This window comes from Micromonospora sp. NPDC050686, assembly GCF_040654475.1.
Classification (GTDB): domain Bacteria; phylum Actinomycetota; class Actinomycetes; order Mycobacteriales; family Micromonosporaceae; genus Micromonospora.
Window position 1 is genome coordinate 44,852 of the sequence record NZ_JBFAID010000019.1, and the last position, 12,967, is coordinate 57,818.

A 12,967-nucleotide genomic window follows, 5' to 3' on the forward strand; every position below is an offset into this window, starting at 1 on the left:
GGGACGGGCCGGCCGATGGGCGCGGGACACGCGCACGTCCTCTACCGGGAGCGGGACAGCCCGGTGCACCGCCTGCCGCCGGAGGTCAAGATCGCCGCGATGGTGCTCTTCACCCTGGCGGTGGTGGCCACCCCGCGCGAGGCGTTCTGGGCGTTCGGCGGGTACGCCCTGCTCGTCGCCGTGGTGGCCGCGCTGGCCCGGGTCGGGGCGCGCTGGCTGCTGCTGCGGGCCACGATCGAGCTGCCGTTCGTGCTCTTCGCGTTCGCGCTGCCGTTCCTCGGGGCGGGGGAGCGGGTCGGGCTGGCCGGCCTCCAGCTCTCCGTCGACGGCCTGTACGGCGGGTGGAACATCCTGGCCAAGGGCACGCTGGGCGTACTCGCGTCGTTGCTGCTGGCGGCGACCACGACGACCCGGGACCTGATCCTCGGCCTGGATCGACTGCGCTGCCCGCAGGTGCTCACCCAGATCGCCACCTTCATGCTGCGCTACCTGGACGTGCTGGTCTCCGAGGCGCGGCGGATGCGGGTGGCCCGGCTCTCCCGCGGCGACGACCCCCGGTTCCTGTGGCAGCTGCGCGGCTTCGCCGCCGGGGTCGGCGCGCTGTTCCTGCGCGCGTTCGAGCGGGGCGAGCGGGTCTACCTGGCGATGCTCTCCCGCGGGTACGCGGGCCGGATGCCGGCGGTGTGGCAGGGCGCGGGTGCGGCCACCGCCGCGCAGTGGGCGGCCGCCGCGGTGGTGCCGGTCGTGGCGGTGGCGATCGCCGCCACCGCGCTGGTCCTGACATGATCGGGGGCGTGCAGACCTCCGCTGTCTCCCTGGACGTGCGCGGCGTCCGGTACGCCTACCCGGACGGGCACGTCGCGCTGCACGGCGTGGACCTGGCGGTGCCGCGCGGCGACCGGGTGGCGCTGCTGGGGCCGAACGGCGCCGGCAAGACCACCCTGGTGCTGCACCTCAACGGCATCCTCACCCCGACCGAGGGGACGGTCACCGTGGGCGGGTTGACGGTGACCCCGGACCGGGCCACCCTGGCCGAGATCCGCCGCCGGGTGGGCATCGTCTTCCAGGACCCGGACGACCAGCTCTTCCTGCCCACGGTCGCCGAGGACGTGGCGTTCGGCCCGGCCAACCTGGGGTTGCGCGGGGCGGAGCTGGCGGAGCGGGTGGACGAGGCGCTGGCCGCGGTGGGGATGGCGGAGCACCGGGACCGGGCACCGCACCACCTGTCGTTCGGGCAGCGCCGCCGGGTGGCGGTGGCCACCGTGCTGGCGATGCGCCCGGAGATCCTGGTGCTGGACGAGCCGTCGTCGAACCTGGACCCGGCGGCCCGGCGGGAGCTGGCCGAGATCCTGCGCGGGCTGCCGGTGACCCTGCTGATGGTCACCCACGACCTGCCGTACGCGGCGGAGCTCTGCGACCGGTCGGTGGTCCTGGACGCCGGCCGGGTGGTCGCCGACGGCCCCACCCGGGAGGTGCTCACCGACGAGGCGCTGCTCACCCGGCACCGGCTGGAGCTGCCCTACGGGTTCAACCCCCACGCCCTGCCCCGCCCCTGACCGGCGTCGACCGGCGCGGGCGCGGGTGCCGTGCCGGGGCGGGCGGCGGCATGCAGCCGGAGCAGGCCGGCGCCGAGGGCACCGAGGCCGGTGGCCAGGGCGAGGACGACCAGCACCCGGGCCCACCCGGCCGGCCACGGCACCGGCGCCACCGCCCGGGACAGCATGGCCAGGTTGGCGAAGCCGCCGAAGAGGGCCAGGGCGGCCCCGGCCAGGGCGAGCGCGAAGTCGGCCGCCGGTCGGCGGGCCAGCGCCCAGCCGCCGGCGGCGATCGCGCCCACCGCGGTCGTCAGGGCCCAGACCCGTTCGGTGAGGAGCCCGGCCAGCAGGCCACCCGCGCCCTGCGCGCCGGCGTCCAACTCCCGGCCGACGAGCAGGACGACCACGCCCACCCCGCCGACGGCCAGCAGCGCGCCGACCGCGCCGAGCCCGCGCGCCCCGGCGCCGGTGCGGGCGGGCAGCAGGCCGGCCGCGGCGAGGGCGAGGAAGCCGAGCGCGGCGGCCACCCACCACGGGTACGGGTCGGGTGGCGGCACCCAGTCCAGGGTGCCCCGCACGGTCAGCTCTCCGCCGCCGTCGCGCAGCGGGACCGCCCAGTCGCGTACCCGGTGCTCCCGGGTCGGGTCGACGCCCACCTGCGCCGGTGGCGCGTCGGCCAGCCACAGCGTCCGCTGGTCGTGCCAGCGGACGGCCGGCCCGTCGCCGATCCGCCGCCACACCGGCGTGGCCGCCGGGTCGGCGTCGGGGGAGAGCCGGGTGTCGCCGGCGATGGTCCGGTTCAGGTACGTGGCCGGGGAACGGGTGTTCTCGTACGCCCCGGACGGCCCGACCCGCAGGTAGGGCTCGCCGGAGTAGCCGATCACCACGACGTCCTGCCCGGTGCGGTTGACCAGTTCCAGCCGGGCGCCCGCCTCGACCGCGCGTACGGTCAGCCCGGCGCTGGCCGGGGCCAGGCCGGTGACCTCGGTGCGGTAGTCGGTGGCGGCGGGGGCGTCGGCGCCGTGCGCGGCGGCCGGGGCGGCGAGGGCGAGGGTGGCGGCGAGGGCGGCGCCGAGCACCGTGCCCGCGCGGCGGAGCAGGGGGCGGATCACTTGCCGGCCGCCTCCACCGCCGCCTTGATGCCGTCGGGGGACCGGTCCTGGACCGGCTTGCCGTCGACCAGGATGGTCGGGGTGCCGGTGACGCCGGCCCGGCCGGCGTCGTCGGTGACCCGCTCGGTCCACGGCTTGTACGTCCCGGCCCGCACGCAGGAGCCGAAGTCGTCCCGGTTCAGCCCGACCCCGGCGCCGATGTCGATCAGCTCGTCGTCGCTCAGTCCGGCGCTGCCCTCGGCCGGCTGCCGGGCGAAGAGCTGGTCGGTGAACTCCTTGAACTTGCCGCCCTTGGCGGCGCAGCCGGCGGCGGCCGACGACCGGGTGGAGTACTGGGTGGTGGAGAAGCGGTTGAGGAAGGCGACCGGGTGGAAGATCACCTTCGCCTTGCCCTCGCTGACCAGCTGGTCGATGGTCGCGCCGCTGGTCTGCTGGAACTGCCGGCAGGCCGGGCAGAGGTAGTCCTCATACAGGTCGATGGTGACCTTGCCGGTGCCCAGGACGATGCCGTTGCCGGCGTCGTTGACACCCGGCGGGGCGGTGAAGGTGTCCGACTGCTGGCTGCGGAGGACGCTCCAGCCGATCAGGCCGGCGATCACCAGCACGACCACCGCGGCCACGCCCGCCCAGAGCGCCCGCTTGCGCCGCTGCTCCCGGGCGATCTGCTCCCGGACCACCCGGTTCGCGGCCTTCTGGTCCTTGCGACTACTCATCCTCGTCCTCCACGGCAGGTTCGCCCGCCAGCCAGCCGTCCACGGAGAACGGCGTGCGGGGCCAGCTCAGCAGGAATCCGGCCAGCACCAGGAATCCCAGGTCCCGGAGGATCTCCGGGAGGTAGCTCGGGGCCCGGCCGGCGGCGAGCTGCCCGCCGCTGCCGAAGCACCCGCAGTCGATGGCCAGGCCGCGCGCCCAGGCCGAGGCGATGCCCGCGATGAAGACCACCAGCAGGGCCGCGGAGACGGCGGCGGCCAGCCGGCTGGCCAGCCCGACGAGCAGCAGCAGGCCGAGCGCCAGCTCCACGAACGGCAGCGCCGCCCCGATCACGGTGGCCAGGTCGTACGGCATCACCTGGTACGCGTTGACCGCCCGGCCGGAGGCGGCCAGGTCACCCACCTTGGCGCCGCCGGCGATCAGCCAGACGGCGGCCAGCCCGAGCCGGGCGGCGGTGCCGAGCCAGGGCCGGGCGGCGGCCCAGCGGGCGCTGCTGTTCACTGCCGTCACGGTCATTGGTCGTCCTGTTTTTGGGGGAAGTTCCCGCCGCGGCGGCGCGGGCTTCGTCGGCGGGATCACGACTGTGAAGGTTACGCGGCGGTCACGGCCGGGGCAGGGTCCTTGGTCCCTTCCATGGTCCCCACCACGTCGGGAACTTTCCCGGGCTCCCGGCCGACTACCCGCTCATGACAGGCGACGACTTACGCCCGGCGCGGCGCGGCGCGGTGTCGCGCCCGGTCGGCCCGCCGCGCGGGCGTCCCGCCGAAAAGATCGTCGACCGGGCTCGCCGAAGCGGGTCCCGGTCGGCGAGCATGGCCGTCATGACTTCCGCCACCCGCCGCGCCCCCGCGTGGCTCATCCGGTTCGGTGCCACCGCCGGCCTGCTGGTCGCCGTCGTCGCCCTGTTGCTGGCCCCGGCGGGTCCGGCCAGCGCGCACGCCGTGCTGGTCAGCAGCAGTCCGGCCGGTTCCGCCGTGGTGCCCGAGGCCCCGTCCGAGGTGGTGCTCACCTTCAGCGAGCCGGTCCGCAAGGTCACCGGCAAGATCCGGGTGCTCGCGCCGGACGGTTCCCGGGCCGATCGTGGGGAGCCGAAGTTCGACGGGACGGTGGTGACCATCCCGGTCGACGGGTCCGGTCCGCGCGGCACGTACCTGGTGAGCTACCGGGTGATCTCGGCCGACAGCCACCCCGTCTCCGGCGCGCTCACCTACTCGGTGGGCGCGCCGTCGACGCCGCCCACCGACACCGGCAGCGACAGCCGGGCCGATCCGGTGGTGGGGACCGCCGTCAAGGTCGCCAAGTACCTGGGCTACGCGGGCCTGCTCCTGCTGGTCGGCCCGGCGCTGGTGCTCGCCGCCCTGTGGCCGCGTCGGCTGTCCCGCCGGGGCCCGGCCCGGCTGGCCTGGACCGGGCTCGGGCTGCTGGCCTTCGCCACCCTGGCCGGGCTGTGGCTCCAGGTGCCGTACACGGCGGGCGGCGGGATCTTCGACGTCACCGGCTCCGGGCTGTCCGAGGTGCTGGGCAGCACCTTCGGCGCCGTGCACCTGGTCCGGCTGGGCCTGCTCGCCGCGGCGGCGTTCCTGCTGCGGCCGCTCTTCGCCGCCCCCGCCGGCCGCACCGACCTGATCATCCTGGCCGTGCTCGGCGGGGCCACGCTCTTCACCTGGCCGCTGGCCGGGCACGGGGCGGCCTCGCCGGCGCCGGCGGTGTCGGTGGTGGTCGACGCGGTCCACCTGGGCGCCATGGCGGTCTGGCTGGGCGGCCTGGTGATGCTCGCCGGATTCCTGCTGCCCCGGGCCGACGAGCGGGAACTCGACGCGATCCTGCCGATCTGGTCCCGCTGGGCGGCGCTGGCCGTGGCCGCGTTGCTGCTCGCCGGCACCGTCCAGGCGCTGATCGAGGTGGCCACCCCGCAGGCGCTGGTCGACACCACGTACGGGCGGCTGGTGCTGGCCAAGATCGGGCTGTTCGCGCTGGTGATCGCGGTGGCCGCGTACTCCCGGCAGCTGGTGCGGCGGCGCACCGTCGCCGGCCGGCCCACCCCGATGCGCCGACTGGTGGTGGCCGAGCTGGTGATCACCGCGGTGGTGCTCGGGGTCTCCGCCGTGCTGGTGCAGACCACCCCGGCCCGCACCGCCGGCGCCGAGGTGGCCGGTACGCCGCAGGGCTACTTCACCACCACGCTGACCAGCCCGCTCTACACCCTCCAGGTGGAGCTGGACCCGGCGCGGCGAGGCCCCAACTCGCTGCACCTGTACGCCTACACGAAGGACAACAAGCCGCAGCCGGTCGCGGAGTGGAAGGCGAGCGCCGCCCTGCCGTCGGCGGGCGTCGAAGCGATCGAGGTGCCGCTGCTGCCGTTGACCGACAACCACGCCACCGGCGAGGTCATCCTGCCCGCCGCCGGTGAATGGCAGTTGCGCTTCACTGTCCGTACCACCGAGATCGATCAGGCCACGGTGACCGTCACCGTGCCGATCCGTTAGAGAGGCAATCCCCGATGATCCGTTTCCGGCGTACCGCCGCCGCGTTCACTCTCGCCGCCGTGGGCGCGGCCGTGTTCGGCCTGGCCGGGGCGGCCTCGGCGCACGTCACGGTCAACCCGAAGGAAGCGACCCAGGGCGGCTACGGCCGGTTCGCGTTCCGGGTGCCGAACGAGAGCGACACGGCGTCCACCGTCAAGGTCGAGGTGGTGCTGCCGGAGAACGCCCCGGTCGCGTCGGTGTCCACCATGCCGGTGCAGGGCTGGACGGTGGCGGTGGAGAAGCGCAAGGTCGACCCGCCGGTGAAGGTGCACGGCAGCGAGGTCAGCGAGGTGGTGGCCAAGCTGACCTGGACGGCCGCGAGCGCGCAGACCGGGGTCAAGCCGGGCGAGTTCCAGGAGTTCCCGGTCTCGATGGGGCCGCTGCCCGAGACCGACACGATGGTGTTCAAGACCCTGCAGACCTACTCCGACGGCAACGTGTCCCGGTGGATCGACGAGCCCACCACCGGCGGTGCGGAGCCGGAGAGCCCGGCGCCGGTGCTCACCCTGACCGCGGCGGCCCCGGCCTCCCCGTCCGCCGGGGCGGCCCCGCCGGCCGCTGCCGCCGGTGAAGCCGACGACGAGGCGGACGACGACTCGTCGGGCCTGGCCATCGGCCTCGGCGTCGCCGGCCTGGTGGCCGGGTTGGCCGGCCTGGTGCTGGGCGGGCTGGCCTTCGCGCGTACCCGGAGGACGGCCGAGCCGACCGCCTGAGCGATCCCTGCCCCGCGGGCCCGCCGGAAGATTTCCGGCGGGCCCGCAGTCTTTCGAGAGGCTTGCGCTGCTTGCCGTGGATATCCGCTGATCGGCCGGTTTGCCTCGGTAAGGTCGTCCGGGTAATCGGCGACGGAGGGGGCTAAACGGATGCGTTTCGGGCGAGCGCTGGCCGGGCTGCTGCTGTTGATCGTGGGGATCCCGGCGCTGGTCGCCGGGGGCACGCTGGGGATCGTGGCCCGGCACGCCGACCCCGGCGGCGCCTTCGGCGCCCGGCTCGACCAGGTCCGCGTCGACGGCCAGGCGGTCGTCGTCCCCGACGTGGACCGGCTGCTGCACGCCGAGGTGCCGTTCGCCCGCACCGACGGGTCCCGGCTGCGGATGACCGCCCGGACCGCCGACGGACCCGCGTTCCTCGGGCTGGCCCCGGCCGACGAGGTGGCGCGCTGGCTCGGCCCGGTCCCGCACGCCACGGTGACCCGGGTGGCGCTGGCCCGCGGCCCGCTGCCGGTCCGCGTCGAGCCGGCCGGCCCGCCGATGGGCGCGCCCGCCGCGGCCGGCGCCGGCACCCCGGTCAGCAGCACCATCTGGGTACGCGAGGGGATCGGCGCCCTGGAGTGGAGCCCCGCCGACCTGGCCGGCCGCCCGTTGAGCCTGGTGGTGATGCGCCCGGACGGGCAGGCTGGGCTGACCCTGGACCTGCGCGCCGAACTCCGCGTCGGCTGGTTCGACCCGGCCACGTACGGCCTGCTGGCCGCGGGGATCGTGTTGGTGGCGCTCGCGGCGCTGCTGCTGCTGCGACCGGTCCGCCCCCGCGAGGTGGTCTTCGTGGTCGAGCCCGACCAGGTGCCGGTGTTGGCCGGGCGGCTCGGGGTCAGCTCGCTCAGCGGCCTCGGCGCGGCCGGCTGGGAGTCGCCGCCGACCCGGGACCGCGAACTCGTCGGGGCGGTGGCCGCCACCCGGTCCCGGCCCGCCCTCGGGCCGGTGCCGCCGAGCCGCCCGCACACCCTCGCCGACCTGCCGCCCGTGCCCACCTCGGCCCCGCCCACCGAACCGGCCGGCGCGGTGTCCTCCGGCCCGGTCTCGGTCAGGGCTTCCGGGCCCGGTTCGACGCCGGGCGTCGAACCGGCGTCCGGTCCGGTCCCGGCCGGCGTTCAGCGCGGCCGGCCCGAGGTGGCGCTCACCCTGACCTGGCCCCCGACCGAGCCCGAGGAGACCCGCCGCACGGTGCCGGTGACCGCCACCCTCCGCCCGGCAACTCCGCCCCCAACCCCCGAAACCAACCCCACCCACCCCTGACCGCCACCCCGACTCGCCCGCCCCGCTCGACGGTCCCGTTGATCATGGAGTTAGGGCGTTCGTACCGGCGGACCGGCAACCCCATGATCAACGGGGGCCGGCTGGTCGGGGCGGATCGGGAGGGTGGGCAGGAGGGCCAGGGCCAGGAGCACGTAGGCGTTGCGGAGCAGGAACTCGGCGGGATCGTCGGTGTGGGTGGGGGCGACCCCCCAGTCCAGGAACGACACCACGCCGTACCCGATCACCACGGTGGTCGCGGCGGCCAGGGCGTACCGGCGGGCGCGCTGCCGGCGTCCCGCCCGGGTGGTCGGGTCGGCGCAGAGCCCGGCGTCGACCAGCACCACCACCGCCGGGATGAACCAGTAGATGTGGTGGGTCCAGGTGATCGGGCTGATCAACGCGCCGACCAGCCCGGTGAGGGTCAGTCCGGTGAGCGCGTCGCCGGCCCGGGCCGCCCGGCCCGCCCGCCACAGCCCGTAGCCGGCGGCCAGCAGGGCCAGCAGCAGCCAGAGCGGGCGCGGCGGCGGCTCCGGCGCGGTGAACCGGCTCAGCAGCCCGAACAGCGACTGGTTGCCGGTGTAGTCGGTGCGCCCGACCCGGTCGGTGGCCCACAGCTCGTGGGTCCAGAACCGCCACGAGTCGCGCGGCGTGACCGCGGCGGCCAGCAGGGTGGCCGTCACTGCGGTGAGGCTGGCCAGCGCCGCCGCCCGCCAGCGCCGCCCGACCAGCAGGTAGCCGATGAAGATGGCCGGGAAGAGCTTGAGCGCGGCGGCCAGCCCGACGCCCACCCCGGCCCACCGGCGTGCCCGGGGTACGGCGATGAGCAGGTCCGCCAGGATCAGCACCACCAGCAGCATGTTGATCTGACCGAAGGTGATCGTCTCCCGGGTGCTCTCCACCGCGAGCACCAGCAGCACCGCCACGGTCAGCGTGAACAGCCGGGGCAGCCCGTGCCGGGTGATCACCGGATCGACCAGCCAGCGGGTGGTCACCACGATCCCGACCAGGGTGAGCGCGGTGAAGACCGCCACCGTGGCGCCGAGCGGCAGCGCCGCGAACGGGCGCAGCAGCAGCGCGGCGAACGGGGGATAGGTGAAGTACAGCGCTCCCTGCACCCGGTCCGGCTGGACGTAGTCGTAGAGCGGGTGCCCGGCCGCCCACCAGTGCATCGCCCGCATGTAGATCTTCAGGTCGAAGAAGTCGTGGGCCCGCCCGGGCAGGTAGAGGGCGGGCAGCACGGCGGCGAGCGCCAGCACGGTGACCACCCGCCGGGCCGTACGCGCGGCGCGGTCACCCTCGACGACGGCGGGTGGGGCGGCGGGTTCGGCTGGCACAAGAAAAAACCCTAGCCGCCGAGGGGTCGACGGTGCGCCAGGCGCGGGCGTCGGCCCGGCGCGTAGTCTGGTCCGCGTGGCTGATCTGCTCGTCTGGATCGACTGTGAGATGACCGGACTCGACCTCGGCAAGGACGCCCTGATCGAGGTCGCCGCTCTGGTCACGGATCCGGATCTCAACGTGCTCGGTGACGGCGTCGACGTGGTGATCCACGCCGACGAGGAGACGCTGGACGGCATGCCGGAGATCGTCCGGACCATGCACGGCAAGTCCGGGCTGACCGAGGAGGTACGCCGCTCCACGGTCACCCTGCGCGAGGCGGAGGACATGGTCCTCGACTACGTCACCAGGTACGTGAAGGACCCGCGCACCGCGCCGCTGTGCGGCAACTCGATCGCCACCGACCGGGGTTTCATCACCCGCGACATGCCGCGCCTCGACGCGCACCTGCACTACCGCATGATCGACGTCTCCTCGATCAAGGAGCTGTGCCGCCGCTGGTACCCGCGGGTGTACTTCGGGCAGCCGCAGAAGGGGCTGGCGCACCGGGCGCTGGCCGACATCCGGGAGAGCATCCGGGAGCTGGAGTACTACCGGCGGACGATCTTCGTCCCGCTGCCCGGGCCGGACGTGGAGAGCGCCAAGGCGATCGCCGCGCAGCTGTGAGCCGCCGGCGGTGAACCCGCTGGACGGGCCGGGTACCGGTGTGGCTATTATTAGTCCGCGCCGCCGGGCCTGCCCGAGCGGAGAGCATGGTGGCTGTAGCTCAGTTGGCAGAGCACCGGGTTGTGGTCCCGGTTGTCGTGGGTTCAATTCCCATCAGTCACCCCAACGACGGAAGCCCCCTCCACCGGAGGGGGCTTCCGCGTTTGCGAGGCCGTTCGCCGGGGACCGGGCCCGGCCGGCGGCCGGGCCCGGAACCCGGGTCAGTTCGCCGGGGTGTACGGCAGGGCGCTGCCCTTGACGTACTCGGCCCAGCTGATGTTCCAGTCCGTCCAGCCGTTGCCGAGCTGCAGTTTGCGCTCGGTGCCCTTGACCGTGATCGGGTCGCCCATCCGGGTGTTGGCGAACAGCCACGCGCCGTCGGCCATGGACACGTTCACGCAGCCGTGCGAGACGTTGACGCTGCCCTGCTGCCCCTCCGACCACGGCGCCGCGTGGATGAACTCGCCGCCCCAGGTCAGCCGCTGGGCATAGTCGATCTTCGTCCGGTAGCCCTCCTCGGGGCCGAGCTCCTCCAGGGTGTCGAATACCGTCTTGCGCAGCTTCTCGATGACCACCATGGTGCCGCTGGACGACGGGGTGCTCTTCTTGCCGAGGCTGACCAGGATCGTCTTGACGGCCCTGCCGTCCTTGGTGACCGTCATCCGCTTGGAGGAGTTGTCCACGGTCATCACGAACGACGGCCCGATCTTGATGTCCACGGTGAAGTCGGAGCGGCCGTACCAGCCGTCGCCCAGCGGGACGCCCTTCGCCCGCACCTGGTACGACACCTTGGTGCCGGCCTGCCAGAACTTCTTCGGCCGGTACCGGATCTCGGTCGGGCTGGCCCAGTGCCAGACGCCCTCCTGCGCGGGGACGGAGGTGACCGACATCCGGCGCTGGATGTCGTCGCGGTACTCCGCGGGGATGGCCCGGCCGAACCGCACGATCAGCGGCATGCCGACGCCGACCACCTGGTCGTCGCCGAGGAAGCTGCTCACCCGGACCAGCTTGCCGGGCTGCTTCATCACGGTGAACTTGTTGGTCGCGGTGAACGGCTTGTCGTCGTCGCCGGTGGCGGTGACCGTCGCCGTGTACGTCTCGCCCCACTTCAGCGCGTCCTGCGGGGTGAACTTCCCGCCGTTGTCGGCCAGCTTGCCCTTCACCTCCGCACCGGCGGAATCGGTCAGCGTGAACTCGGTCTGCTCCGCGTCCGTCGCGGTGAAGGCCACGGTGGTCAGCGGGGGCACCTCGGCGGCGTCGGCAGCCGGGGTGGTGATCGTCGCCGAGGCCTTCGGCGGTTGCTCGCTGGGGCTCTGCCAGGTGGACGGCTGGTCACCGCCGCCCTTGTCGCCCGCCGTGCAGGCGGAGGTCAGGGCCAGTGTCGCGGCGAGCACCGCTGCCGCCCACCCACGGCGCCGCCCGGCGCGGCGGGCCTGCCCGGGCCGGATCAGTCGGTCCTGGTCAGCTCGCATGATTCCCTCACAGTCGTCTCCCCGTCCCATCGTCTCTTTCCGACGCGTGGGCTCGGGTAACAGTTGCGTGGGGTGAGCGGGGACACCCCGGTCAATGATGTACCCACGTTGCTGACGAACCGGCATCGGGATGCCGACAGGTCCGGTGGTCAGCGTAGGGCCGGGCCGGCCCCGCCCGCCGGGACCGGCAGGGCGCTGCCCTTCACGAACTCCGACCAGCTCAGGTTCCACGCCGTCCAGCCGTTGCCGTGCGCGAGCCGGCGCTCGGTGCCCCGTACGGTGACCGGGTCGCCGATCCTGGTCCGCTCGAACAGCCAGCGGCCGTGCGCCATCGAGACGTTCACGCAGCCGTGCGAGACGTTGCGCCGGCCCTGCTGCCCCTCCGACCACGGCGCGGCGTGGATGAACTCGCCGCCCCAGGTGAGCCGCTGGGCGAAGTCGATCTCGGTGACGTACCGGTTGTCCGGGTTCGGATCGTCGCGGGTGTCGAAGGTGGTGTGCTGCTGCTTCTCCATCACCACCAGGGTGCCGCTGGAGGAGGGGGTGCTCTTCTTGCCCAGGCTGACCGGCAGGGTACGGATCACCTTGCCGTCCTCGTACACGGTCATCTTCTTGCTGGCGTTGTCCACCTTCATCTCGAACGCCCGGCCGATCTTCACGGTGGCCGACCGGTCGACGTTGCCGTAGCGGCCGTTGCTCAGCGGGATGCCGGCCAGCGCGATGCGTACGTCGAGGGTGGTGCCCGGCCGCCAGTACTCCGGCGCCCGGTAGTAGGCCTGCGTGCCGTTGCTGAACCAGTGCCACGCGCCGGGCTGCGGCGGGTCGGTCCGGACGAACATCCGCTTCTGCACCGCGGCACGGTCCTTCTTCGGGATGCCCGGGTGGAACTCGGCGACCACCGGCATCGCCACGCCGTACGTCTTGTCGTCGAAGAGGTAGAGCCCGGAGCTGATCATCGAGCCGGGCTTCGCCATCGTGGTGAAGGTGCTGGCGCCCTCGCGGCGGTCGCCGTCCGGCCCGGTCCCGGTGACGGTGGCGGTGTAGCGGGTGCCGTACCGCAGTGGCTTGCTCGGCACCCAGGACGACCCGTCGGTGCGCCACCGGCCGGCCACCCGCTCGCCGTTCGCGGCCACGAGGGTGACCTCGGAGAGCGTGCCGCCGCCGGGGACCTTCGCGCTGATCTCGGTGCTCACCGGGCGCTTGGTCGCCCCGTCGGCGGGGGTCACCGGCAGGCGCGGCGCGGGCGTGCTGGGTTCGGCTGCCGTCGGGTCGGGCTCCTCGGGAGCGGCCGTGGGCGTGCTGGTGACGAACGTCCCGTCGGCACCGTTCGCCGACTTCTGCTTGTCGCCGCACCCGGTCAGTGCCAGCGACGCCGCCAGGGCCAGAGCGCCCACCATCGCCCCGGCCCGCGTGAACCTGCCCATCCCCACCCCTGTTCTCGCGCCTGGCGGACATCGTGCCGCATCGCTGCTGTCTGGTTGGACCCCGCACCCGGGCTGGCGGTCGTTATGGGCGTTTTGCCGGATAATATCGGCCGAAGGGAGGAGTGGGGGATCGGAT

Annotated in this window: 11 protein-coding genes, 1 tRNA gene and 1 pseudogene; 7 read left to right on the forward strand and 6 right to left on the reverse strand. The window is 73.9% G+C overall.

What is annotated here, in order from left to right; translation table 11 throughout:
• Positions 1–15 precede the first annotated feature (15 nt).
• Positions 16–786 (forward strand): cobalt ECF transporter T component CbiQ, encoded by a 771-nt coding sequence (gene cbiQ, locus AB0H57_RS15320; RefSeq protein WP_357506689.1) that lies wholly within the window; start codon positions 16–18, stop codon positions 784–786.
• Positions 783–1,556: an ATP-binding cassette domain-containing protein gene (locus tag AB0H57_RS15325; RefSeq protein ID WP_357506691.1), complete on the forward strand. Its 774-nt coding sequence runs from the start codon at positions 783–785 to the stop codon at positions 1,554–1,556. The genes cbiQ and AB0H57_RS15325 overlap by 4 nt, the downstream gene beginning before the upstream one ends.
• On the opposite strand, the gene AB0H57_RS15330 is transcribed toward AB0H57_RS15325, so the two are convergent.
• The 3 genes from AB0H57_RS15330 to AB0H57_RS15340 are packed head-to-tail and all read right to left on the reverse strand — an operon-like array spanning position 1,520 to position 3,874.
• Positions 1,520–2,647, reverse strand: a complete 1,128-nt coding sequence (locus AB0H57_RS15330) for a hypothetical protein (protein WP_357506693.1) — start codon at positions 2,645–2,647, stop codon at positions 1,520–1,522. The two genes, AB0H57_RS15325 and AB0H57_RS15330, sit on opposite strands and share 37 nt — an antisense overlap.
• Positions 2,644–3,360, reverse strand: coding sequence for a thioredoxin domain-containing protein (locus tag AB0H57_RS15335; protein WP_357506695.1), 717 nt, complete (start codon positions 3,358–3,360; stop codon positions 2,644–2,646). Before AB0H57_RS15335 ends, AB0H57_RS15330 begins: the two co-directional genes overlap by 4 nt.
• Positions 3,353–3,874 carry a MauE/DoxX family redox-associated membrane protein gene (locus tag AB0H57_RS15340; RefSeq protein WP_357506697.1) on the reverse strand — a complete coding sequence of 174 codons (522 nt, stop codon included), beginning with the start codon at positions 3,872–3,874 and terminating at the stop codon, positions 3,353–3,355. The genes AB0H57_RS15335 and AB0H57_RS15340 overlap by 8 nt, the downstream gene beginning before the upstream one ends.
• Positions 3,875–4,179: 305 nt before the next feature.
• On the opposite strand from AB0H57_RS15340, the gene AB0H57_RS15345 reads away from it, so the two are divergent.
• The 3 genes and pseudogenes from AB0H57_RS15345 to AB0H57_RS15355 all read left to right on the forward strand — a co-directional run.
• Positions 4,180–5,844, forward strand: a complete 1,665-nt coding sequence (locus AB0H57_RS15345) for a copper resistance protein CopC (RefSeq protein ID WP_357506699.1) — start codon at positions 4,180–4,182, stop codon at positions 5,842–5,844.
• 14 nt (positions 5,845–5,858) lie between these two features.
• Positions 5,859–6,596 carry a YcnI family protein gene (locus AB0H57_RS15350; protein ID WP_357506701.1) on the forward strand — a complete coding sequence of 246 codons (738 nt, stop codon included), beginning with the start codon at positions 5,859–5,861 and terminating at the stop codon, positions 6,594–6,596.
• 681 nt (positions 6,597–7,277) lie between these two features.
• Positions 7,278–7,496: pseudogene (locus AB0H57_RS15355) on the forward strand (hypothetical protein); the annotation flags it as partial.
• A gap of 449 nt (positions 7,497–7,945) precedes the next feature.
• Here AB0H57_RS15355 and AB0H57_RS15360 read toward each other — a convergent pair.
• Positions 7,946–9,229 (reverse strand): glycosyltransferase family 87 protein, encoded by a 1,284-nt coding sequence (locus AB0H57_RS15360; RefSeq protein WP_357506703.1) that lies wholly within the window; start codon positions 9,227–9,229, stop codon positions 7,946–7,948.
• Between the two features lie 76 nt (positions 9,230–9,305).
• Between AB0H57_RS15360 and orn the strand changes: the two genes are divergently transcribed.
• A complete protein-coding gene (orn, locus tag AB0H57_RS15365; RefSeq protein WP_357506705.1) occupies positions 9,306–9,896 on the forward strand; it encodes an oligoribonuclease in 591 nt (196 codons plus the stop codon).
• Positions 9,897–9,985: 89 nt separating this feature from the next.
• Positions 9,986–10,061 (forward strand) — tRNA-His (locus AB0H57_RS15370).
• A gap of 95 nt (positions 10,062–10,156) precedes the next feature.
• Here the strand turns inward: AB0H57_RS15370 and AB0H57_RS15375 are convergent.
• Both AB0H57_RS15375 and AB0H57_RS15380 read right to left on the reverse strand, forming a co-directional pair.
• A complete protein-coding gene (locus tag AB0H57_RS15375) occupies positions 10,157–11,407 on the reverse strand; it encodes an Ig-like domain-containing protein (protein ID WP_357506707.1) in 1,251 nt (416 codons plus the stop codon).
• 149 nt (positions 11,408–11,556) lie between these two features.
• Entirely contained in the window at positions 11,557–12,831 is a 1,275-nt protein-coding gene (locus tag AB0H57_RS15380) for an Ig-like domain-containing protein (RefSeq protein ID WP_357506709.1), read from the reverse strand.
• Positions 12,832–12,967: the final 136 nt, after the last annotated feature.

Bases quoted from the DNA above. Each gene is read 5' to 3' on its own strand.
- AB0H57_RS15380 (WP_357506709.1), bottom strand. From the start codon at position 12,831: ATGGGCAGGTTCACGCGGGCCGGGGCGATGGTGGGCGCTCTGGCCCTG.
- cbiQ (WP_357506689.1), top strand. From the start codon at position 16: ATGGGCGCGGGACACGCGCACGTCCTCTACCGGGAGCGGGACAGCCCG.
- AB0H57_RS15325 (WP_357506691.1), top strand. From the start codon at position 783: ATGATCGGGGGCGTGCAGACCTCCGCTGTCTCCCTGGACGTGCGCGGC.
- AB0H57_RS15340 (WP_357506697.1), bottom strand. From the start codon at position 3,874: ATGACCGTGACGGCAGTGAACAGCAGCGCCCGCTGGGCCGCCGCCCGG.
- AB0H57_RS15345 (WP_357506699.1), top strand. From the start codon at position 4,180: ATGACTTCCGCCACCCGCCGCGCCCCCGCGTGGCTCATCCGGTTCGGT.
- AB0H57_RS15335 (WP_357506695.1), bottom strand. From the start codon at position 3,360: ATGAGTAGTCGCAAGGACCAGAAGGCCGCGAACCGGGTGGTCCGGGAG.
- AB0H57_RS15350 (WP_357506701.1), top strand. From the start codon at position 5,859: ATGATCCGTTTCCGGCGTACCGCCGCCGCGTTCACTCTCGCCGCCGTG.
- AB0H57_RS15375 (WP_357506707.1), bottom strand. From the start codon at position 11,407: ATGCGAGCTGACCAGGACCGACTGATCCGGCCCGGGCAGGCCCGCCGC.